The sequence below is a fragment of the Nostoc sp. DSM 114159 genome (genome assembly GCF_053470285.1).
Map to the genome: position 1 here is coordinate 2,432,307 of NZ_JBPFEH010000001.1, position 22,938 is coordinate 2,455,244.

The following is a 22,938-nucleotide window of genomic DNA, read 5'->3' on the forward strand; positions in this document are numbered from 1 at the left end:
ACATAATTTGGCAGGTCTGCTTAAAAAGTCTCGAATTGCAAATTAAAAAACTAAATGCATTGACACATTAGTTTCTTAAGTCAAGACTGGATAAGGGTTTTAAAGTTTTGGCGGGACTCCAGGGATTTTGTCCCCGCTTTGACACGCCAAAAAAGTATTTGGAGGGTTCCCCCGGCGAAGGGGGTGATTCAGTAGCCACCACTGTGGTAATCCACACCGTTATGAATAACGACTATGGCTAAAAGCCTTACTCCTTATTGCTGGGAGCGCACCTATCCTGTCTTGCGACAGCAGCATCAGAAGCGGGCAGCTACCAGGGTCAGAAAGCATGACGGTCTGACAACCGCCAAACTAACCCAGATTTTTCACAGTACATTGGCTCAAAAGAGCATGAACTGCGGCGCTGTTATAAAAATATTATATTTTCTAGGTTCGGATTAGTGAATTAAATTTAAGCGGCTTGACGTTCTTGGTAAGCAAAGATGGCTAAATTTCCCGCTTTTTCTTGTGGACTACCTTTGATTGGCTGTGTACCAATTTCAGTAGAAATTCCGACTTTTGCAGCTTGGGATTTAATACTCTCAATTAATCGACCGTAACTCCAGCGATGAATGCTTATACGATATTCTTTAGCATATTTTTGTTGAGCTTCCTTGTAACTAGGACATTTCTTTTCTGCTCTGGATTGGATTTCGCTACTGATTTGCTCACGCATATCACGGAGTTTTGGGATAACTATGCTGTCTGCTTGATAGGTTTTGGCGATCGCAATAATTGCATCTGCTAATAATCTATCTATATATTGCCCTAACTCTGATTCACCAAAGGAGTTTGGCGCATTCTGTTTCTGAGCTTTGTGCCGTTCGTGAGATAGGCGTTGCTGTTGTTGTCGCTGACGATTGAGAAGATTGTAGTTTTCACCAAGTAGTTGTTTGACGCTGCGATAAGCTAGAACTTCATTTTTAACAACATCTACCACCGCTACTGTGACTGGCTTTTTTAAACCAAAACTAACGCCAACTAGGATTGAGGGTTGACCTTGATAATTAGGCTTGCTGGGACGAGGGAAAGGGTTATTAATTCGATCTAGCGTTGATTGCTGACGAGTGATAAAAGCTTGCTGTTGATCTTTGAGGTCATTTTTCTGTTTTACCTTCGTTAAAGTTTTGGTAATTGTGGTGACTTTCTCTTCAACTACCTGTTGAGTTCCTTCAGTAGTCCACATCCGAGTATCTAAAGAGCAGTAAAGATGCAGCTGATTTACTTTCCAGACTTTACCTTTTCCCTCACCTGGGAACCAAGCAAGCCTTCCTGAACGCAGAGTGAACAAACTGCTTGAATGTTGGTTTTTACTATTGCGTTTAATTTCTTGATCCTCTAAAAAGCGTTGAAAGCACTGCAAATGACGCTTATCACAGTAAATCTCAAAGGTCAGTTTTCCCAAGCCATTGAACCGAACAAAGAGACGACCTTTGTCATTTTTTAACCATGTCATATCTTCGTTAGATTCGTAAGCCACAGGAAAGGGGACATCAGCAGTTTTTCTTAAAAGTGCTGCTTGCCAAGCTTTTGCCTCTTTTTCATTTTGAGGTATATTAGCTCTAGCAATTTCTAAAGTTTCTAACCACTCTTCTCCTGTCAAATCTCTACCTTTAGGTATGCGACTTTGAAGTTGGTCTTTTAATCGCTCAATTTCTATTTCCTTTTTGCGTCTATTTCTAGTAAATTCTTCTGGATCTTCGTCGAGTTCACTGATTTTACACTGATTTTTGAGCAGATATGCGAGAGCGCAACGAGTAAGAGGGTCTTGTGTTTCTCCGTAAGTGTTTAAGAGAATTTGGAAAAGTGAAGATTTTTTAGACTTTGTAGATTTTTTAGTCTTTTTGCCCTTTTTCTGGTTGCTATTCTGCTCGGACTGGGGAGTAAATTTGGTAAGAATTTCGCTGGCTTTAGTACGAATTACGTTTAAGCTACATTGACTTTCTTGTTCGAGTTCTAGATCGCTTTTGAGCATTTTCAGCCAACGCTCTTTCCCTTCTATTTGGTATTTTCTGCGTTTTTGTAACGCAAACCAGGATTTATATACATAATCCACTAAAGCGATCGCAGAAGTGTAAAAGCGTCCAGGTTGATCAGCAAAACGCTCTTGAGTTTTGAGGGAGTTAACAAGTGTTTTGAGTAATTCAGTAGGTATTTTGCCTTCTTCTAGCCAGGTTTCAAATCCTGGGTGCTTTCCTACCTGTAGCAACAATTCATTGATAAGTGGTGTATTTTTGTTAGCCATCAGTTCCCACAGTTGACGGAGGGTATCTTGTTGAGCAACCAAGCGACATTGAATTGTAATAACGCTCATAGTGTCCTTCCTCAGCTTTGCAGATTCGATGAAACTGATAGGGTTTTTACTGTATTTTACCTTTTTACTATAGCGCAATTACGCAATAGCGCAATGCCGCAAATGTTTTTTTCCTAAGAGGCTGTGCAAAAATAAAAGCCGCAAACTTTAGCTTCAAATTAGGATGGCAGAAGAAACTAGAGAGGTTAGAGGGAGAGTCCCTAAAGATTTAAAAATTGCTTTTGAAATCGCCTGCGCTCGTCTGGAAGTCACACAGACAGCAGCCTTGGAGGAGGCGATTAGAGACTGGTTGAAAAAGAAAGAGTCCTTTGAAAAACAGCACTAGAAGGATTGAGGGACGCATTTGCTATCGATTTAGTTTGCTGTCAAAATACTTATACTGTTGAGGGAAGTAACAATTTTGGCGGTGATTGCTCAATTCAATAATTATTTATGATTTCGGGATGAAGCTTATACTCATTGGTATTGTCGTTATGATACTCTCCAACAAAATCCTTTAAGGATTCAAAACTTAAACTTTTGCCCATTGCCTTTCCAATTAGAGTCAGCAAATTATTTGCCCGCATCTGGAAAAATGCTTCAAAGTCATCTCGCTGTAAACTTTTTGGAGATATAGCGTGCGATCGCAACATTTCATCCAGCCTTTTTGTTGATGTCCCAGAAAGTTCAAATTCTTCTAAATAAAGGGAAGGTGCTTTACTACCAATCTTCTTGTTCGTTTTGGCACTTAAAGGCGTGCGGTTAATCAAACAGTTATACTTTTTGGGATCGATGCCCTGCTTGCGACACCATGCCACTGGAAAGATGTGGTGCGAATCTATCTGTTCTTCAAAATAAATCACATCATTGATTTGTTCCCCAGTACACCAATCAATTGCCCCCTCGCGTCGTAATAAAGCTGCCAAACCCTGATACACTGCGCCGTAACGTTTTCTAACGCTAATCAGCCTATCAAAGGAGAAATCCGCTTGAACAATGGTAAATGGAAGTGAGCCACCTGCTAACCAATTTATTACTTCTATAACGTCTCTCCCGGCTCTTGCCTCGTACCAGCGTGTATATATTTCACCAAACATCCCACACCATAACCAACGTTCCAGCATAGAACGTACCTGAAAAGAGCGGGAACGTTCTCCAAGAACAGTAAAAATTGCACTGAGAATGAGTAATTGAATGGGGTAAGCTAAATCATCAGCATCAAAAATTTTTTGACTATAAAGGAAACGAGCAGACTCTTCAAAACCTCTGGTAATTGGGTCAGCCCATTTTTGATATTCTTCTTTGGTGAGTTTTAGTACTTCAGCACGACCACAAGCAACACCTGGTAATTTATCGACATTCCACCCTTGCTTTAAAGCTTCTATCCTCTTTACGTAGCCAGCTACCAAAGTAACTGCTTGTACAAAATCAGTGCTTCGTAGCTTTCGCAACACTTTCAATGATTGGAAGCGGTTTTTTCGCTGCTTCCAATCATCTCTCAGACTGAAGTCAGCAGTGCAATAGCTGGAACTCATTAAGTCGAAGTAATTGAGGTCACAGCCAGAAGTATTTGTATCCTCAAATACTTGGCAAACGCCTTCTTTTGGTAAGGAGTCACGTAATTGGATTACAGGTATTTGATAATGCTCAAATTTCTTCACAATTTCTAGTTCTAAAGTATCAATTAGTTCTAGTTTTTGAGGATTGTATCGCCAATACCTAGAAAATTTGCTACGCCATTCAGGAAAAGAGAAAACCTTGGATAAAGGAAACAAGAACGCCTCATATTCTTTTTCAGCAGTAGAACAATCAATTAAGTTACGTGAGAAAATTCGGATAATTTTGGATTCAGGTAAGGCAACGATTGCCTTAATGCGATCGCATTCTGGGTCAAGGCATTTTTTGATATCCAGGTAGTACCACTTTTTAATACTTTTTTGGCTTTTTTGGTCTTTTATGGTGACAGGTAGTTGAGATAGTAGCACCATAAACAGAGTTGTTAGACGTTGCTGCCCGTCAAGGATTAGTAGGTTTGGAACATAATTTTCTGGTTTTAATACCCCATCAAGCGGGCGGGGTTTGAATTGTTGGCTTTGGTTGCCTTGCTGAAGCATCATTACTGCGCCAATTGGGTAAGCCAGAGATATGCTGGCAAGCAGACGACGCACATGGATATCGTCCCAAACCCAATCTCGTTGAAAATCTGGAAGTTGGATACGTCCAGTTTTAATGTCTTTCATGACATCGAGGAGAAAATATTTAGTGATGTCAAAGGTAGAGATTGAGTTCATTTGATGTTCTGCCATTTTTGTCATCAAGAAAAATGCGGCTACTCGTTACAGCTAGTACTTCGTATGTCAGCCTAAGATTCTCTTTGGGGTAACAGCAAGGGGTTTTTGGGGCAGTTGGTCGTGAGTAGCGATCGCTTATGCTTAATCTTGAGGAAAGTCTGGAGGTAAGACAATAATTCCCCTTACTACTAGCTGCTTAAATTGATTGATTAAATCAGCTTGCCGTAATATTCGGGTAACGTATCTAGGCCGTCGGCCAAAGTCTGTCCCCCAATCTTTAACAGTTTTTGGACTAGTACCTGTAACTTCTGCGATCGCATTAATGCAAGCTTTGCGATAATTACGTCCTGGTTCGTGAGTAACCCAACGACGGCAATACTCCATCGGTTCTAGGGGCAACTGACAGAGGGTATCAATTTGATGTTTATTTTGGTGGGATTGCCTCCCAGTTTGCATCTTGAGCGTTCGTGAGTTACTAAAGGTGACAGCAATAGAGAATTGTGGAGGCATCAAGCTACTGCACGCAAAACCCATACTTGCTGACCTCAACTTAAGAAATATCTGCTCTTAGCACAAGTATTTTAGTCACGGATCACGAGTAAATTATTCTTGAGGGAAGTCAGGAGGTAAGACTATTTTTTTGATTTGGTTGAGTTTATCCGCCATTCGTAAAATATGCGCTACATAATTTGGGCGTTTCTCAAAGTTGGAACCCCAATTACCTATAGTCCTTGGACTTAGCCCAGTTGCTTCGGTGAGAGAGGCTATGCAGGCTTTTCTGTACCCCCGGTCATCAGGGGACATATCAACCCATTTTTTACAGTATTCCAGAGGCTCCAAGGGCTTTTCACTAAGCGCGTTGATTCTATATTCAGCCCTTGGGCGAATGATGTCTATCACCCTACTTGATTTGAGTACCACACTTACTCACGAATCGTGACTATATTTATAAATATCATCAGTTTTAGAATGTCAACAGGTAAGGTGCTTATGGCTAGCAGGGTTTTAAGGTGTTGAAGAAAGTTTAGCTGGCGTTTAGCTGTTTGTTGGAAATGCTAGCCCAAAAGTCATCCCGTCGATCAACAATCTTATTTTATCTTTAGCTAAAACTTCAAGGGGCGACAATCGAGCTAAAGTGCTTGCTGTATAAGCGTCATAGCCCTTAAACCTCGTTGATAATATGCCTGCTTATTGCGAATGAAACTGACCATTTCCTCGACCCACGCTTGACACCCATGCAAAGCTTCTATCCAATTGAAACCATATAAACCTATCCAGAAATTACTATGACGTTTTTGAGTTCTATTTTTTTCTTCTTGGCGACAAATATATGATCCTTGTTTTTGAAATTTAGTTCTTTGCCCATGTAACCAAGCACTAGTCATAGCTAAAGCAATTAAGAATATTATTCGTACAAGTCTATCAGGACTGGCTTGAGAACTTTCTAAATTGTAACCACCTGTTTTACAATCTTTAAACATCGCCTCAATCCCAAAACGTTGAGCATATATTTTGAGAGCAGTGTTTAAGTTAGGTAAATTAGTTAATAAATACCAAGCATCTTTCTCTTGTTTACCCCTATACTTTCTTTTCCAGTAGACTCCTAAATTAAACAGACCAAAGCCCCGTTTTTGAGTAACCTTGACATTGGTGTAAAATTGACGGACACCAGGATAAACCTCAATGCTACTCAAAGGCTGAAATTTCTGTCTTTTCTCTCGAAAAGTAGTATCCTTTTTTTGACGGAGTACAAAACCTATACTCTGCTTGTGGAGCCACTGTGCTAGTTCTACACTGTGAAATTCTCTATCCCCAATAATGACTAATTTGTACTTTTTTAATAAACGAATTACTGGACGTAATACTTTTTGTTGTTCTTCTAGATTGCTACTACCATCTTTTTCTAATAAGCACCAATATATAGGCCACGCTCTCTTTTGGTAAATTACACTTATCATCAACACATTATTTTCTTTCCACTGTGTTCTATCCATCGCAATAGTTAATTGTGACCCTCCCTTAAAATGTTGGTTAATTATTGCTTCAATGATAGGAAACCACAACAAGACTACACTCAATGCATTTAGCGTTAGAAATCTTTGTAAATGTCGTCTACGGCTGTTTTGTTGTATAGGTAAAGGTAGGGTCGCGGCTAATCTTTCTATCCTGACTTGCTTCTGGTTTTGGAGTAACCACACCAACATCTTTAGCGTGATTAACTGCGCTTTATTCAGGTATTTCTCTAATAACTTTTGATAGAATGAGGGCAGCATTTTTAATGACGGTCTTAATCAAATTACGAGACCGTTCTTTTTTACCATTAAACTGTACCCTACAGGTAGCTGCTTAATAACTGTACAGTTCATTCTCAATAAGCACCTAGATTTTTTAAGGGGTCTGGCACTCTCAAACCTTTAGCTGGCTAGGTTTAGCGGCGATTGTCGCCCCTTGAAAGCTAAAACACAAAAACTTAGCTGACAAAGTGCTTTTACTTTGTTGATATGTCAATAACGATATTGTCTTTCAACTATAAATTGGCACAATCTGCTTTGGACTTTACGAATCTATCAGAGAAAAGTCGAGGAAGATTGAGATAAAACAAAATATGAGCAGAATCTATCGGAAAATATTAGAAGCTAATGTTTTTAGACAAAAACAGTACAAATGAACTATAAAATGCTAGAATGGCATCAAATCCAGTCATGTGCAGTCTCTTTGAGGTGATATGAACATGAACGGCAACGCTGAAAAATTTTATCCAATAGTACTCGGATTCTTTCTCGCAATCTTAGTATATGTACTCTTACAAGGTAAAGCTTTACCTAGTGTGTTAAAAGATGTTTTTTCTGCTGCAATAACTATTAGTAGTATTTCGATAGGATTCTTAGCTACTGCAATGTCAATTCTGTTTACTATTGGTAATAGCTATATTTTGGATAAAATAAAGCAAAATGGCGCTTTTAATCGTCTAATCAATTATTTCATGGATGCTGTAAAATGGTGCTTTATAGTTGCTATTTTCAGCTTTATATGCCTCTTTTTTGAATTAAAAACAATGCAGGGAATACAATCTGCTATTTTTGCTTTATGGATATTTTGTTCTATCACTTCATTACTGAGTTCATATAGAGTAATCGATGTGTTCGCCGATATATTAAAGTCAACTGCGAATACTAAGATTTAAATATAAGCAATATTTTTACAAACAGTAGCTAATCTAGCACAAAAAGCTTTGCTACTATTTTTTTGTTTATGATTTGTACATTTTTAATATCTCATCTGATCTTAAGTTCCAAGCGTCTCTTAAAGCTTGTTGTCTTTCTGGGTATGGAACATTCCTTTTAGGGCTTGAGCTTTTAATGTCAATGCTTTCCTTCATCCTATCTTTGAGAATATCAATCATAATTCTATCGTTATCTTCATTAGTCCCATAAACTTTGAGTTGCTTAATACTTTGCTGACTACGAGAATTTTTAAACACGTTACTAATTGTTTCAAGGACATTATCACATGATAAAGAGTGATTTCTCTTGCGTCCTGATGTTAATTGTAATTTTAAATTAGGAGCACGGAGATAATCTGCAAAATCAATAAAATCTTTGAGAGAATCGTTTTTTCCAAAATCAATATTATCAATTCCAGCAATACGAATATCTAGCTCTTTAATAGTTTTAAGATTTGCCAGCCTTTCCATAAAATTTAGTTGCATAACTGGCTCTAAGTTAATAGAACTATTGGTGTCACTCATTTGTTCAAAATACTTAGCAAAAGCTCCAGGCGAGATACCATGTTGATTGTTTTGGAAAAGCAATATTTTAGTGCTTGGATTATAAAGGAAAGCTGTTAGCTCACCAATTCCTTCATTATCTGCTAAGGTTATGTCTTCTATATTACCTAAACGATCACCTTTTACAGGAATATTATCCATACGTAGACGGATTATCTCTCCTTCCCACATCTGTTGCCACCCAAGACTAGCATTGTGTAGAGATATAGATTGAAACTGAATATCCCGAAATCTGTGGTTAGAGGATAATTTTAGTATTTTTTGCAAAATTTCTTCAAACAATAAATTCTGATTACCAGAGATTACCAGTTTAAAAAAGTCAACTTTGATAGCCTTGTTCATGGTAGTAACAAAAGTCAATTTGTATTACGATAAGTATGCAAACTTGTGGACGGCAGGGGAGTTGAACCCCTTGGAGCCGAGATTAAGAGTCACGCCCAGCAACACGCGCCGTCCATAAGCTAACAAACGGAACAGTAGGGTTTACTACTGTTCCGTTTGCTTTAGTTCCTTAACCTATCTAAAGATGGAAACTGAATAATTTCGCCTAGTTCTCCATCGACAGCATTTTTAGATTCTTGAGTCAATCGTGAACGTAAATTAATAACTTCTCCAGATTGAGGATTGAGGAATCCAATGGGTAGTCCAGCACTATCTTCAATATCAAAATGGTGAATGTTTAACTCATTTGATATATCTGCGCGACTTAATATACCTTCTTTGATTAAAAGGTCTACAGCATTCTTGACTAGCTTTGGTATTTCAACTTCCAATTCATCATCAAAAGGTTCATGATTTCGCCAACCTCTCCTAGTATAACTACGCCATAAAGACTGCGCTTTCTCTTCAGTTAAAAAATCAAGGTGTTCTGCCCTTTTAATCATCATAGCTATAGATAACTTCCATCGGCGTTTTAATAGACGAAACATCTCTAAATTTGTTTTCATTACCTCTTTGCTAAACGAGGTATATGGAAATTGAATAGCTCCCGCAAATCTATTAGCTTGTTCTTCGATTATCTTGAAATATTTAGGGTTATTCAAGTAAATATCAGATATATTTCGGTGAAGTATTAAATGACCTAACTCATGGGCTAAATCAAACCGAGAACGGACAGCACAGTTTTTATCTGTTCCGAGTATTATATATGGCCGCCCTGAAAACCATAATGAAAAAGCATCAAGTGTTTCAGCTTCTAAAGAGCGTCGAACAATAATTGCTCCATTATTCTCAAGTAACCAAACCGAATTACTGATTGGCCCATCGCCAAGTCCCCAATAGTGACGTACTTTAAAAGATGCTTCTTCGATATATTCATTTGAGATTTTAGTAGGATCAGCAGGCGGATTAATATCAGGGAACTTTACAGAAGGAAATTCTATAAACATCTCTGTTAATGCTAAAAAATCTAACAACCAATGAAGTTTTTCTTCTGCCATTTCGCGGGCTGATTTTGTAGCCGCACTCATTGAACGATAGAAATAAGGCGTTTCTACCGCAGCTATTTGTTTTTTTTGTCGCAGAAAAAAAGACATAGGGAAATTGAGTATTTCACAGATTTTTTCTGCTATTTCTGGACTAGGAGTTTGCCGCCCACTCTCGTAGTTTGAAATTGCTTGCTTTGTTACTCCTAATTCTTCAGCAAGAGATACAGCCGTGACATTCCTTGCTTTTCTCGCTCTTCTTAAATTTGTTCCAATAAAGCCTGGTGTACTAGGTCTCATCGCCCTTCTTCTCCCACTTGCTTGTCAAAGCGACGGATTTGAGGTTGTTGTGGTTCTTGAATCTTCTCTTCTGGTGATACTCCGATTAGTTGAATAATCGGCTCTTCTACCTCAATCGGATCTGCTTTTGGTACATCTGTACTAATAATACCTGGATGTAGCGCTAATAAGTTAATGCGTTCAACGTATGAGTGCCAGTGATTGCTTGGGAAGGCGATCGTAACAAATCCAGGGGACACGGATTGTGGCGGCCCATAGAGTAAAATAGCGTAAATATTTGCTTCATCTATAAGATTGTTTTGTTCAAAAATCTTTAATTGACCATTTCCGTTGTAAATATCTCTAAAATATGCAGGTCTTGGCTTATTTTCAGGACTTGTGACGGCAGACGCAGTTAAAAATATCTTTCCTGCCTTAACGTATGTATGAGAGTAGTTTCCGGTTTTATTACGTCGGCTTTCTGCTTTTATACCAGGATATTGGTTTGATAATCTCCGCCATTCTGTCTCAAATACTCCTCTGCAATAGTGCGACTTCAGATCGCGTGCTTCATCTGGGCCAAACAGGGGTGGAACGCAATGTTCCCTTGATTTTTGAAAAGCTTTTCCGACGGCTTTAAGCGTGGCTACACACCAATCTTTTGAAAAAGACTCATGAAATGCTTGTTCTAGCAAGGAAACAACCATACACCCCTCATTAGTTTACTCGTATATCCTAGTAAACCAAATTGGCTTATTTTCTTATTTTAGTCAATTGAAGCTTAATATTTTGTAATATAATTTAGACGCGATATTATATTTCTTCTTATCTCACCATCTTTGAGCGTAAGTACTGAAGTGTCCATTTCGAGGAAAACTCCTCAAAGAGGAACCACTGACCAGTATTCTCTTGAACTGAGATGGAGCCATCGTCTTCCTTGCGACTACCGATTACAATCCCAAATTCTCTAGCCAAGCCATACCATTCACTAAAAAGGTCTAAGAAACAAGCAATGCAGCGCTTACCAGATTCCAAACCCAATTACTTGACGGTTACGACTTGCTGATACTGAATGTGATGGACAAAGCAGGAGTCACAAAAGTAATTACTGATGATGGTGATTATGTGACTGTCCCAGGTATTAAAGTTTTTACTGCAAATAGTGGTGCGATCGCAGCAGCGAAAAGTAAAGGCAAACTTTTGGTGAGGTAGAAGGGTGTAGACGCGCATCGGCTTTTGATATTCTGCCATCTCTGCACCAGTTAAGACCATACACTACCTTAACTTTATTGGTGAAGCAGGTACTAGGAACACAAATTTATGAAGCGATCGCTTGATGCTATAGAGTTTGGCTTGGAAAGTGCGATCGCCACATTCAGATGCGCGATCGCACTTCAGTTTTTCTTCAACTCACGGTGATTACATTGAGAATTACAGAGGAATGCCCATATAATATTTGACATAACGGGCTGCTGATTAGAGTGCGATCGCTTCGTGGCTTTGATGAATAAAATTATGCCAAATTGGAAATTTTACAAGGATGAATTAAACCGTTCCCTCCTGGGAAGTTATTGAGTTCGACTTTCCGGCATATTTTATCGCTTCGTTTTTATATAACAGTAAAACGATTTTTGTAGTCAATGCCTTAACGGTATCGCTTCCATAAACGCCGCCAAAGCAAAAGCACTAAAATAGCGATGATAAATCCACTGAAAGTGTATATTCCCTTAGTAGCTGGGATTAGCCACCAAGGTTCTTTTGGGGTTGTCTGTTGTGTACTTGTTGCTGGCTGCGTGGTTTTTATCTGTGGTGTATTTGTTGCCTTTTCTGGGGTTACTTGAACCTTGAATGTTTTGATGAGGTTAGACCTTACAGGGTTGTCGTTTTCTTTATCTAGCCCTGGTAAAGCAGCAACAAAGGAGCCAAAAGTCCATCCCGCAGCTAGAAGGCTTACGAAAGTTTGAAAGTTGCGATCGCGTTCAGCTTTTTCTACTTCGACTCGACTGCGAACTGCATTAATGGTATCTGACAGTAATTTTAAACCTCGCTCCAAGTTTTCTGAGTCTTTAGTTATCTGTAGTCGATATTTGTCTTTAACTAATTTACTAAACTCTGTTAAAAACTTAACTTCTGTTTCTTGATTTGATTGGATTTTGTGAGACTTTTGTTTAATTCTACCCAGGCGCTTTTCATAATTGCTTAAATTAATATCAATCGTACCACCTTGAAAATCAAGTATGGTTAAGTCTATTGTATATTCATTAAGTGTATTTTGCACATCAACTAATGTTTTATGCAATGTATTTAACTCACTTCCCTGACTGGTAGCTTGTTCAATAGCATTACTTCCAACTTTAATTTTAGTAAAATAAGTTTGTAGAGAATGTTTTAATAGCCGACTTTGACTATAAGCCCAAACTATTTTATGACGATAATAAAATAAACGCATCCAGTCAGAATAAAATTTGCCAGATTGGTTTGAAGTAGCTTCGTCGGGATATATAATTATAATAAAATGCTGATTATTTTGGGTGAGTTCAAAAATATTTGCTTCTAGAAAGTGTCCTTGACCTTGTAAATCTCCTTCCCAATCTAAACCAGGCATTAATGCCTGATAGCAAGCTTGAGCAATCTCTTCCTGGCTTTTGGGTTGAGAAGAAGGTAGCCAGCCAGAGAGCATCCAGGTTTGCCCAATAGTAGCTGTTTGACCCTTCAATATTCGCTCAATTTCAGCTTTGATATCTGCAAAGCATTTAGCAGGTTGAGCATTAGTTGTATTTTTGAAAGCGCACTCTACAAGTAAACCGTAACTATCACCGAGTAGCACAGGATAGAAATAACCTTCATATTGTTCATTATGATGTTTTGTCTGTGCATATACATCTTTGAGGAGATGAACGTATTCGCTTTGCAAATCCTGCCCATTTTCTAATAATAATGGACGAATATATTCAGGAATTTTATTGTAAAAAGATTGTTGATTCAGCTTAATCTCTTCTGGAGTATCGCCTAAACTATACTTCAAGTCATAGAGAAAGAGGTCGATAGTGGGATAGATGATGTCACTCATTCAAGGAAAGAATTTTAGATTTTTAGTTCTGGATGGTAGACACAGATAAATAAAATTATTCTCCTTTAAGTAAAAGGCTATTTTCTTTTCACTCAGTCAGCCAATAAATTTATCTATTGGCTGATGACTCAAGTCGATTTAAATCGATTCTCGGTGATCGGGTTAATCAATTTTTCTAAAGTTTTGCCATTAGTGTAGTCATCTATTGATAATTCCCCAAGGAAAGGTATGAATTAACCCCGCCTTTGAATTAGGAGGGTTAGGGAGAATGAAGTTAAGCACTACGGCTAAGGCAAATATATATGAATTAGAATAGTGTTATTTTTGTACAAAATTTTGGTTTAAAAATTGTTGGAATTGCTCAAAGCTGCTTAATTTTTTAGCAGTTTCAGAAGGGTTGGGAGTTGCCAAAACCTTGATAGCCATATTAGTAATTTCATTGCTTCTCAAGTCTGAGGAGCTAACTTGTGGAATTGCGCGGGTTATTGGTTGAGGTTTCTGCTTTGGTACAGCTTGTTCTAGTTCAGCCTCGCTAGGTAGTAAATTTAGCGGAATTGTATCACCTAAATTATCTAATTGAGATTTAGCGGCTTGAAACCGTTGATTTAAAGGTTCGTTAGCTTGAATCATCACCAACAAACGGGGTTCGATGAGTACCTCCCAAGCTTTTGGGTTAGCAGAAAGTTGTTCAGCAGCTTGGGATAAGTCAGATTGTTCCGTATCACTCAGAGGAATTTCTGAATCTTTCAGGGCTAGTAACAGAGCTAATAAAGTATTGTTAAGATTGGTGATTTCCATAAGGAATATTACTCAAATTTTTTGGGTACATGATTAATTAAGTTTACCTGATACTCAAATATCATTGGCGGTTATGGAAAGAGAAGCACTGGTGATCGGCATTAATCGTTATCCTACCCTGATAGAAAAATCTAGCGATCGCCCCCCACATCTCAAAGCACCAGCAACTGATGCCGAAACCATAGCCCAAATCCTCGAAACTTATGGTAAATTCCATGTCGAGCGTTTACCAGCAGCTTATAATCAGGATGGGTCTTGCTTTGTCGATCCTCAGCAGCAGGTAACACTCAAAGATTTAGAAACGGCTATTGTCCAACTTTTCAACCCCCCTAGACGCAGCATTCCTGATACAGCGTTGCTCTTTTTTGCAGGTCATGGTTTACGCAAAGATATAGGTGGAGTCACAGAAGGCTTTTTGGCTGCCAGCGATACTTGTCCTGTGATTGGACAGTGGGGACTTTCGCTAGACTGGTTACGCAAACTTTTACAATCTTCTCCGGTTCGTCAGCAAATTGTTTGGTTAGATTGTTGTTATAGCGGTGAGTTATTCAATTTCGATGATGCCGATCCTGGGAGTTTTGAGACAAAGGATAGATGTTTAATTGCCGCTTCTCGTGGATTTGAAGTCGCATACGAAGAATTGAGTGGCAATCATGGGATTTTGAGTGGCGCATTAGTAGAAGCACTAAAACCTGAAAGTCATTCTGAAGGCTGGGTGACAAACTACTCCTTGGTTGACTTAATTCAGCAGCAGCTAAAAACCGCCCGTCAGCGTCCCATTTTTCACAACACTGGCGGAGAAATTATCCTTACAGGACAAAAAGAAAAAATTGATCGTGCTGTTTTAATGTCAGAGTTATGTCCTTACAAGGGTTTAGCAGCTTTTGAATTTGACGAATCAGACCCCAAATATTTCTACGGACGCACCGCTTTAACGGATTCGCTTTTGGAGAATATCAGGCAAGGGAATTTTTTGGCGGTTGTCGGGGCTTCTGGAAGTGGTAAGTCTAGTGTAGTTAAGGCAGGTTTACTGCATCAACTGAAGTTAGGCAAAAGATTGGGAGGAAGTGACCAATGGGTAATCAAGATTTTTCGCCCTGGAGAGCATCCCCTCAAGAGTTTAGCTAGAGTATTTGGGCATCACATAACTCCCCGCCAGGTTCAGGATGCTCAAGCACAGACAGATAAACCTAAATCTGAATTAGAAAAGACAGAAGAATTACTCAACAAGGGTGCAAGCGGATTAACTGAATTAGTCCAAGCGACATTGCAATCAGTACCGGTAGGACATGAGCTAGAGCCTGATGCAAACACTCTATCCTTGCAAACCCCAGTTTCCCATCGTCTCATCCTCGTCATTGACCAATTTGAAGAAGTTTTTACTCTCTGTCAAAATGAAGGCGAGCGACAGGAGTTTTTTGAATGTTTATTCGGGGCATTAAATAGTTCTTTGTTGACGGTGGTAATGACGATGCGGGCAGATTTTTTTGGCAAATGTGCAGAACAGGAATATGCAGGATTAGCACAGAAAATTCAAGAGAATCTGATTACTGTCACCCCAATGAATAAAAAGGAGTTGACACAAGCCATTACCCAGCCAGCTTATCAAGTAGGGTTAGAGGTGCAACGGGAACTAGTAGAACAAATGCTAGCGGATGTCGAAGGCCCTGGTAGCTTACCTTTGTTGCAATATACCCTAACGGAATTGTGGCGTAAGCGAGAGGTGAATCGCTTAACTCTGGCAGAATATAGCAGACTTGGTGGAGTCAAAGGCACGCTACAAAAACGGGCGGATGAAGTTTATGATGCTCTCGACTCAAAAGAAGAACAATTGGCCGCCAAGCGGATATTCATAGAATTAACCCAGTTAGGAGAAGGAACAGAAGACACCCGCAGACAGGTGTTTAAAACAGATTTAGTCAACTCCCAGCAATCGGCAGAAGTGGTGGAACAGGTGCTAATGAAGTTGACAGATGCCAGATTAGTCGTGACATCTGAACTGCAAGCACGGGGAGAGAGTGAAAAGACGGTGACAGTGGTGGATGTAGCTCATGAAGCACTGATTCGCCATTGGCCAAAACTGCGTTCTTGGGTGAGTGAAAACCGAGCCGCCATCCGCATTGAGCGCAAGATTGAGGCAGCATCAGAGGAGTGGGAAAGTAAAAGCAAGTCGAAAGATTATCTGTTTACAGGGTCAAAATTGGCAGAGGCAGAGAATTACTTGCAAGAGTATGGGGATCTCGGTTTACTGTCGCATCTAGCATCGGAATTTGTCCAGAAAAGCAAGCAACATAAGAGAAATAAATGGGTAAGGTTTGGGGCTGTTGCTTCTTTTATAGGGGTGTTAACTATAGGAGCAGTTGCTTCCACGATTTTTGGAATAAAATCTCAAAGGCTGGCAACAGAAGCAACGTTGCGTGAAAATGCCACAAGTATTAAATCTTCACTGTCAGTACAAACAAATGTAGAGCAATTAATTTCAGCAATTGAGGCAACTGATGAAAGTAAGTCACAACTCAAGGAAGTTTTGAGTGAAGTTCAATCTAGTTTGTTGGAAGCAGTAGACGCTGTTCGTGAGCGCAATATTTTTTCCGGTCATACAGAAGGTGTCACGGCACTGGCTTTCAGTCCCGATGGTCAGTACATTGTCAGTGGCAGTTTTGACAATACGCTACGGTTGTGGGATAAAAAAGGCAACTTGCTCCACACCCTCAACGGTCATACCGATATTGTCAGGGCGCTGGCTTTCAGTCCCGATGGTCAGTACATTGTCAGTGGCAGTGATGACAATACGCTACGGTTGTGGCTTGGTGGTTGGCAAGGCTGGCTAAAAGTGGGGTGCGATAATTTACACGAGCATCCAGCACTTCTAGAAGCTAAGACTGAAGATGCAAAAGCCGCAGCACAAACCTGTCTCGACCTTGCTAACTGGAGCAACAGCGACAAAGCTCAATTTTTCGTTAATCAAGGTCAAGCCATAGCTTCAGCAGATGGAGATATTAAAACTGCTCAAGCTAAGTTTGATAAAGCCCGAAAATTGGATTCTAATGTCGCTATTCCTAGCAAAACAGAAGTAGAACAGTTAGCTGCCTCTGCTCTAGTTATTCAGGGAGAGAAACTCCTCGAAGATGGTAAAGTTCAGGAAGCTCTTGTAGCCTACGCAGATGCACAGAAATTCGACCCCAACTTGAAAATATCTACTGATTCTTGGAATAGTCTCTGTTGGGTTGGAAGTTTAAGGGGATATGCGGCAAATGTCATGTTTGCCTGTGAAAAAGCCGTGAGACTTGAGCCTGAAGATACAAATAGTCAAAATAGTCGCGGTCTTGCTAGGGCGCTGACAGGAAATACTCAAGGAGCAATTGAAGACTTTGAGGCATTTATCACATCAACTAATGATGAGCAACAAAAAGCACAACACCAAGGTTGGGTTAATGCTCTGCGTTCTGGTAAAAATCCTTTTACAAAGGAAGAGATTCAGCGTTTATTAAATCAGTGTATTCAGCGTTTATTAAATCAATGTAAGGATTCAGCTGGCAGAGTCTTGACAAAGAGAACGCTTAAGGAGGAGTATCGCGGCCCTGCCTCAATATCTAAACCCCGAAAGGTTGAATAGTGTCTACAATGGCTATCAAGCTTTTGCCCAACAAAAATGTTTAGCGCATCTACGCCGTCACTTCAAAAAATTAATTCAACTTCCTGGTCTTCACGACCAAGCTATTGGTGAAGCGTTTGCTGATTTAATTGATGAAGCCTTTAGAAGTTATGGACGATGGTTCCAGACACTTGACTCTACCAGTTACAACGTAGTGGTCAATAAATTCAAATCCAAGGTGCAACAAACACTCGATGAATGGATTGACTTAGCAAGGGCAAGCGCCGGCAAGCTTTTACGTTCTTTGCGTGATAAAGCGCATCAATGGTGGTATTTCCTTGACAATCCTGAAGTTCCTCCTGATAACAATCAGGCCGAACGCTCCCTTCGTTTGGCTGTGACAAAACGTAAAGTTAGTGGTGGTTCCCGTTCGATGGAGCAGTTTTAACACACTGCTAATTTGCTGACGGTGGTGCAGACTTGCCGCCATCAAGGTAGGTCTGTTGTTAATTTTTTGCACAAGCTTTAATTGCTGGCTCTAATAATTGTCTGCCTCGCCCTTCTTTGCTTCCCCAATATTAGACCTAAATCCTTACAAATCAGTAAAGTGCATGGGTTCAGCCTATCTTGGGTGGGTAGACGATTGTACCAATTTGCAGTTCAGTTAATTATTCTCGTTCTACATCCACATTAGCGGGCATAGGCAATGGAGTCTCGCAAGTAGTGCATTTTGATTAAAATCGCCAGTGTAAGCGATCGCACTTCAGTTTTTCTTCAACTCACTGTCATGACATTGAGAATTACAGAGGAATGCTCATACAAAATTAGACACAATAAGCTCTTGATTCGAGTGCGATCGCAATCATGTGCATTTTGTAAACGATCGCCTCCAAAGTACGATCGCACCTCAGTTTTTCTGCAACTCACTGTCATGACATTGACAATTACAGAGGAATGCCCATTTAAGATTTGACATAAGGGGCTGTTGATTTTAGTGCGATCGCAATTCTTAGTAAGCTTTTTGCCGTTTTTTCATACTTCTAAAAGGCGTATGACATTTGTTACATTTTCCCTGTTCCCACAACGCCGGGATAGCAAAACGTTCTTTGCAAAAGGGACATTCTGAAAGCAAACGCAACTTGTGGCGATCGCACCCCTGAGTCATCTTAAACTGGCACTCAATTTTGTGACAAGGCTACTCAACATAACAAACAGCACGTCATCGAGTAGGCTCAATTCTCATCCCTACACCAGCAGGTAATAACATCTGCTTTAACCTATCAGCATCAACCTCTATAACCTTAGCTAATGCCTCCAATTGCTGCTGAGAAGGAGACGGATTCAAGCGAAATTCTTATCGTGCGATCGCTCTTTAGTTGATATTACATAAAAGGGTCGATGGCATTTCTTAGCGAGATTTTTGACGCCTTGCCATCTTTGCAAAAGGCAGGGAACAATGGGTGCATTCCCCTAGCTCCCAATCAGCAGGGATTGGAAATGGTGTCTCACAGTTAGTACATTTTGTTAATAAACCCAACTGGTGGCGATCGCACTTCATTTTCTCCTTATACTGCCACTCAATTCGATGACAAGGTTGTTCTGCGTAGCAAGCAGCACATAATTTAATTGGTCGGGGCTTCATCGTGATACCCTTTAAAGGCAAAGTTTCTGTGAGTTTTTCAACTTCCACCTCAACAAACTTTGCTAATGCCTCTAATTCTTGTTGAGTTGGGAATGGATTGAGGTAAAGTTTTTTCCATCTTGTTACTATCGCACCGACTCCGGCTTCCTTACCAATTTGATACCCACTCAGCAAATTAGCCCTTTCAAAGCGACCTAAAAAGTGACTTATACTTTCCCCTGGTAATGGTTCAACTGTGTTTATCCAAGTTTCAAAATTATAGATTTCGTTTGACATCTGAGTTTATAATTTTGACGATGTATATTTTAGCTTGCTACTAATGAATAATCTCCTTCAATACTCTCCAAAAGTGATTTATCTATTTTGTTAACGCCAGATTCTAATGCTTTAACTGCTGCATCTCTAAGAATTTGATCTAATAATCTAATTTGACCATCTGTTTTTCCCTGTAAAAGAGTTATAATTTCTTGATCACTTGCTAAATTTGATGGCTCAGGTAGTCTCAGAATTTCCTGTTCCCAAATTTTGACCGTTTTTGTAAAGTTGGCTCCTAAAAGTTTTTCAAAGCTGAAGTAAGAAACAAAACGCCCAGCAACCTGCTCATCTTTACTTATTAAAGTATCTAGTCTACTACTTGTCCCTACCAATATGGGGATGATCTTCGCCTTATCAAATAAATCTCTAACATCTGCCAGTGTTTTAAATTGAAGACGATGAGCTTCATCAATAATCAATATTTCTACTTTACATTGCCTAATAAAATACCATGCTCTTTCTCTTAGTTGATTTTCAGTACCTCCCTTTGCCTTAAATTTTAGAGTTTCAATAATACTTTTAAATAAAAGCGATGGACTGCAAGAGCTACCCGTTAACTCTATATATAATACCGGAACCACTGGATTTTGATTTTGTATTTTAACCGCTCTATTCTGGTAGGTATAAAAGAGAGAAGCTGTAGTTTTTCCCAGACCTGAATCTCCTACTGCCCTGCCAGGTTTTCGTAACTTCCGCCTTTCATCTAACCAAGCACTGAATCTTATTACTTGTTCAATATTTAAAATATCTGCTTGTCTAAGACGTTCAATTTCTAACTGTATTTCTTCGTCAGTCATAGTTTACAACCCTAGTTCTTCACGCAATAGCTTGAAATCCACTTTTTCTATTGGCTCATCTACTTCCGTTTTAGACGCTAATTTATAAATCTGTTCATTTTCCTTCTCTTCATATCTTTGTGGTATAGGCTCTCTACGTTCTTGTTCGGCTCGGCGACGTTCAGCTTTAGTTTTACTTTTTTTATTTTGTAAAAAGTTTCTGCGTCTAATTGCTTCTTCTAAAATTGAAACGTTATTGATACCTTTGCCACTATTTTCTGCTTTTTTACGCGCGTATTTAACTTCCTCAACTGACAGCCTTTCTGCTTCTAAACCAACAGCATAAGCACGGGCTAAAAATATTTCTTTATTATTTTTGCGACCATACACTAACATCATAGTTATGTCTCTGGGGTCAAACCTTAAGACAACCTTTTCGCCTGCGTAAGCCCCCAAATTCTCTCCCCTGTAACGAAGACCAGAAAAATTCAGATAGCCATTGTCATACACCACCCGTTCTGCTGCCTTCATTAAGCAAATGTCAAGTTCTCTATCGTTTAGCAAAGTAGGAGTCATTTGCAGTCCTTTTTCCCAACGCTCAATCCGACTTTGCTTTGGAGTTAGAGGGTTAGCTTGACTTCGGGCATCAGGCTTTTGGTTATAGCTATCGACAATGTAACCAATAATTAGTTTTTCTAGTTCAAGAAGACTTATACAAGCTTTATCTTCAGCTCCCTCTGGACGGTCTTTAACACTTGACCCCGTGTAACCGGGCATTTCAGAAAGCAGCCCACTTATGGTTCTAAAGGGTCGTTCCACAATGCCGCCATCTGATGGTTGACTTCGCAGGATTGGCTCAAAATCTAATTCGTTAGCAATCCATTCCACTAAATGTTTTGAGCGAAAATCTTTACCACCATCGGTATAAACATATTTAGGTACACCGTAAGCACTCCACTGACATCTGAGTTCATACTCCGAAGCGTACCGTTTCGGCATAATTGCATTACGCAGTGCCAAAGCTACAACTTGAGAACTAGGTGCAGCCAAGCCTAGACGTAATCCAACAATACAGCGAGAGTAACAATCTATAACCGTCGTTAATTGAGGACGGCCTATCTCCTCACCATCCTGATCCACTAATAAGATGTCAGCTTTAGTATGGTCAATTTGCCAAACCTGATTACTGTACTTAATAGATATTTCTTGACCATCACGGGTTTTAATTATATGTTCGGAACCGTGCCATCCTGGGCTAAGGCTAATGCGAGATTTATGCCTTTTCTCCTCAACTGGTTTGAGCCATCTTTCTACTGTTCTAGTGCTGGGAGGTTTTCCATACTTTGACCAATACTTAAATCCTTCTGCTTTTTCCTTTATTTTTATCAGCTTTTTTAACTGCCGATCTAAGTCGTCTTCCCGAAATCCCTGACTTTCTAACCTTGATATTTCTGCTTCTAATTCTTTTTTGGCGAATTCGTAAGCTTGAGTCTCAATCTTCTCGGCGACCTGAGTGCGAGTCATGCGATCGCTTCCTTTATTTCCTTTTTTATCAATTTTTAGACTCAAGTTATACCAGTATTCACTTTTTCGCACCTGTCCTTTGTCTGCTCTAGGAACTTCCGCTAAAGCAGCCATACCTTTTTCTTCCCAAGATTTAATCAAACGTCTAACGGTTCGTTCAGATTTACCAAGCTTTTTGGCTGCTTCTTTCAACCTTTTGCCGTAAGTTAGGCGATCGCAGGGTTCACGTAGATAGCGAATTATCTCCAGATTGAGTCTTTGTTCACCTGAGAGTCTGAGTTCTGAGTCCTCTAAAAATCTCTGATCTAAAAACTCAACTGATTTGTCTTCTTCTACAGAGTTATCATTCTCACTCAATGGCTCAACTTCCATTGAAAAGTCGAGTGTGTCTGTATACTCGTCATCCGATAGGAAGCTGTCTTCATCTTCTAGTTCAAACTGGCCATCTACATCTAAAGGACTCATAGATGTAATTTTTCATTGATTATTTGGGTACATTTATACTACTATGAAGGTGCGAAGAATTGACATTTAATTCTTCGCTAAATTAAGAATTGTCATCTAATTAGTCGAAAAGCTTAAAAAAGGACGCTTAATTTGTCGCCAAAGCCTGAATTAGCTTTTTACGGGTTTAATTCCTGAAAGCCCTGATATATAAGGATTCGTAGTTAATAAAATTTTTTGACAAATAATTTGTCGCTGTGGTCAAATAATTTGTCGCTCTACATCATTAAATAATTATTGTCAGTTTTAAAGAATTAATGTCCAGTTTTACGAAGTATAGGGACATAAGTTACGTATTTTCGTAGCTTTCAACAATCAAATCACTTTTAAATAATTATTGTCCAAAATCAACGTGTAAAACTTCGATATATATTTAGCCTTTAATTTAATATATTAAAGCAAGCCAAGGCTTTTTAGTTACAAAAGTAGCTTAAAAGCACTTTATTTTAAGTGTAATTACAAAAATCTACTACCTCATGTTTTGCTATTTTCACCTAACCAGAGGCTACATTACTATAAAATAGCTGTATTTTGCGTGCGATCGCAGCACTCCTTTCAAAACAGCTTGAAAATACGTCACCCATAAGGGAGAACGCTTAGT

18 protein-coding genes and 1 pseudogene are annotated in these 22,938 nt (G+C 39.3%); 6 read left to right on the forward strand and 13 right to left on the reverse strand.

Annotated elements, in window-relative coordinates:
• Positions 1-451: 451 nt before the first annotated feature.
• Entirely contained in the window at positions 452-2,353 is a 1,902-nt protein-coding gene (cas12k, locus tag ACR5KR_RS10015; protein ID WP_448266389.1) for a type V CRISPR-associated protein Cas12k, read from the reverse strand.
• 163 nt (positions 2,354-2,516) lie between these two features.
• On the opposite strand from cas12k, the gene ACR5KR_RS10020 reads away from it, so the two are divergent.
• A complete protein-coding gene (locus ACR5KR_RS10020; protein ID WP_448266391.1) occupies positions 2,517-2,678 on the forward strand; it encodes a hypothetical protein in 162 nt (53 codons plus the stop codon).
• Positions 2,679-2,772: 94 nt separating this feature from the next.
• On the opposite strand, the gene ACR5KR_RS10025 is transcribed toward ACR5KR_RS10020, so the two are convergent.
• The 3 genes from ACR5KR_RS10025 to ACR5KR_RS10035 all read right to left on the reverse strand — a co-directional run bounded on the left by ACR5KR_RS10025 (position 2,773) and on the right by ACR5KR_RS10035 (position 6,896).
• Positions 2,773-4,623: a GmrSD restriction endonuclease domain-containing protein gene (locus ACR5KR_RS10025; RefSeq protein ID WP_448266393.1), complete on the reverse strand. Its 1,851-nt coding sequence runs from the start codon at positions 4,621-4,623 to the stop codon at positions 2,773-2,775.
• Positions 4,624-4,764: 141 nt separating this feature from the next.
• Complete coding sequence (locus ACR5KR_RS10030; RefSeq protein ID WP_448270153.1) at positions 4,765-5,079, reverse strand: hypothetical protein; 315 nt, start codon at positions 5,077-5,079, stop codon at positions 4,765-4,767.
• Between the two features lie 674 nt (positions 5,080-5,753).
• The gene (locus tag ACR5KR_RS10035; RefSeq protein ID WP_448266395.1) at positions 5,754-6,896 is read right to left on the reverse strand and encodes an IS4 family transposase; all 1,143 of its coding nucleotides are present in this window, start codon (positions 6,894-6,896) and stop codon (positions 5,754-5,756) included.
• A 458-nt stretch (positions 6,897-7,354) separates the two neighbouring features.
• Here ACR5KR_RS10035 and ACR5KR_RS10040 point away from each other — a divergent pair, with 458 nt between their 5' ends.
• Positions 7,355-7,807, forward strand: coding sequence for a hypothetical protein (locus ACR5KR_RS10040; RefSeq protein WP_448266397.1), 453 nt, complete (start codon positions 7,355-7,357; stop codon positions 7,805-7,807).
• A gap of 66 nt (positions 7,808-7,873) precedes the next feature.
• Here the strand turns inward: ACR5KR_RS10040 and ACR5KR_RS10045 are convergent, their stop codons facing one another.
• The 3 genes from ACR5KR_RS10045 to ACR5KR_RS10055 all read right to left on the reverse strand — a co-directional run bounded on the left by ACR5KR_RS10045 (position 7,874) and on the right by ACR5KR_RS10055 (position 10,820).
• Entirely contained in the window at positions 7,874-8,752 is an 879-nt protein-coding gene (locus ACR5KR_RS10045; protein ID WP_448266399.1) for a DUF6731 family protein, read from the reverse strand.
• 161 nt (positions 8,753-8,913) lie between these two features.
• Entirely contained in the window at positions 8,914-10,134 is a 1,221-nt protein-coding gene (locus ACR5KR_RS10050; RefSeq protein ID WP_448266401.1) for a helix-turn-helix domain-containing protein, read from the reverse strand.
• Positions 10,131-10,820, reverse strand: coding sequence for a hypothetical protein (locus ACR5KR_RS10055; protein WP_448266403.1), 690 nt, complete (start codon positions 10,818-10,820; stop codon positions 10,131-10,133). The genes ACR5KR_RS10050 and ACR5KR_RS10055 overlap by 4 nt, the downstream gene beginning before the upstream one ends.
• Positions 10,821-11,172: 352 nt before the next feature.
• Here ACR5KR_RS10055 and ACR5KR_RS10060 point away from each other — a divergent pair, with 352 nt between their 5' ends.
• Entirely contained in the window at positions 11,173-11,325 is a 153-nt protein-coding gene (locus ACR5KR_RS10060; protein ID WP_448266404.1) for a hypothetical protein, read from the forward strand.
• Positions 11,326-11,758: 433 nt separating this feature from the next.
• Here ACR5KR_RS10060 and ACR5KR_RS10065 read toward each other — a convergent pair whose 3' ends face one another.
• Both ACR5KR_RS10065 and ACR5KR_RS10070 read right to left on the reverse strand, forming a co-directional pair.
• The gene (locus ACR5KR_RS10065) at positions 11,759-13,183 is read right to left on the reverse strand and encodes a hypothetical protein (protein ID WP_448266406.1); all 1,425 of its coding nucleotides are present in this window, start codon (positions 13,181-13,183) and stop codon (positions 11,759-11,761) included.
• A 318-nt stretch (positions 13,184-13,501) separates the two neighbouring features.
• On the reverse strand, positions 13,502-13,981 hold the full coding sequence (locus tag ACR5KR_RS10070) for a hypothetical protein (protein ID WP_448266407.1): 480 nt from the start codon (positions 13,979-13,981) through the stop codon (positions 13,502-13,504).
• A gap of 73 nt (positions 13,982-14,054) precedes the next feature.
• Here ACR5KR_RS10070 and ACR5KR_RS10075 point away from each other — a divergent pair, with 73 nt between their 5' ends.
• From ACR5KR_RS10075 to ACR5KR_RS10085, 3 genes and pseudogenes are all read left to right on the forward strand, one after another.
• Entirely contained in the window at positions 14,055-17,597 is a 3,543-nt protein-coding gene (locus ACR5KR_RS10075; RefSeq protein ID WP_448266408.1) for an nSTAND1 domain-containing NTPase, read from the forward strand.
• Positions 17,596-18,158: pseudogene (locus tag ACR5KR_RS10080) on the forward strand (IS66 family transposase); the annotation flags it as partial. The gene ACR5KR_RS10075 and the pseudogene ACR5KR_RS10080, both read left to right, overlap by 2 nt.
• Before the next feature lie 148 nt (positions 18,159-18,306).
• On the forward strand, positions 18,307-18,549 hold the full coding sequence (locus ACR5KR_RS10085; protein ID WP_448266410.1) for a hypothetical protein: 243 nt from the start codon (positions 18,307-18,309) through the stop codon (positions 18,547-18,549).
• A gap of 246 nt (positions 18,550-18,795) precedes the next feature.
• On the opposite strand, the gene ACR5KR_RS10090 is transcribed toward ACR5KR_RS10085, so the two are convergent.
• The 4 genes from ACR5KR_RS10090 to ACR5KR_RS10105 form a co-directional block, all read right to left on the reverse strand.
• Positions 18,796-18,921: a hypothetical protein gene (locus ACR5KR_RS10090; protein WP_448266411.1), complete on the reverse strand. Its 126-nt coding sequence runs from the start codon at positions 18,919-18,921 to the stop codon at positions 18,796-18,798.
• A 63-nt stretch (positions 18,922-18,984) separates the two neighbouring features.
• Positions 18,985-19,494, reverse strand: coding sequence for a TniQ family protein (locus tag ACR5KR_RS10095; RefSeq protein ID WP_448266413.1), 510 nt, complete (start codon positions 19,492-19,494; stop codon positions 18,985-18,987).
• A gap of 29 nt (positions 19,495-19,523) precedes the next feature.
• On the reverse strand, positions 19,524-20,330 hold the full coding sequence (locus ACR5KR_RS10100; protein WP_448266414.1) for a TniB family NTP-binding protein: 807 nt from the start codon (positions 20,328-20,330) through the stop codon (positions 19,524-19,526).
• Between the two features lie 3 nt (positions 20,331-20,333).
• A complete protein-coding gene (locus ACR5KR_RS10105; RefSeq protein ID WP_448266415.1) occupies positions 20,334-22,298 on the reverse strand; it encodes a Mu transposase C-terminal domain-containing protein in 1,965 nt (654 codons plus the stop codon).
• Between the last annotated feature and the right edge of the window lie 640 nt (positions 22,299-22,938).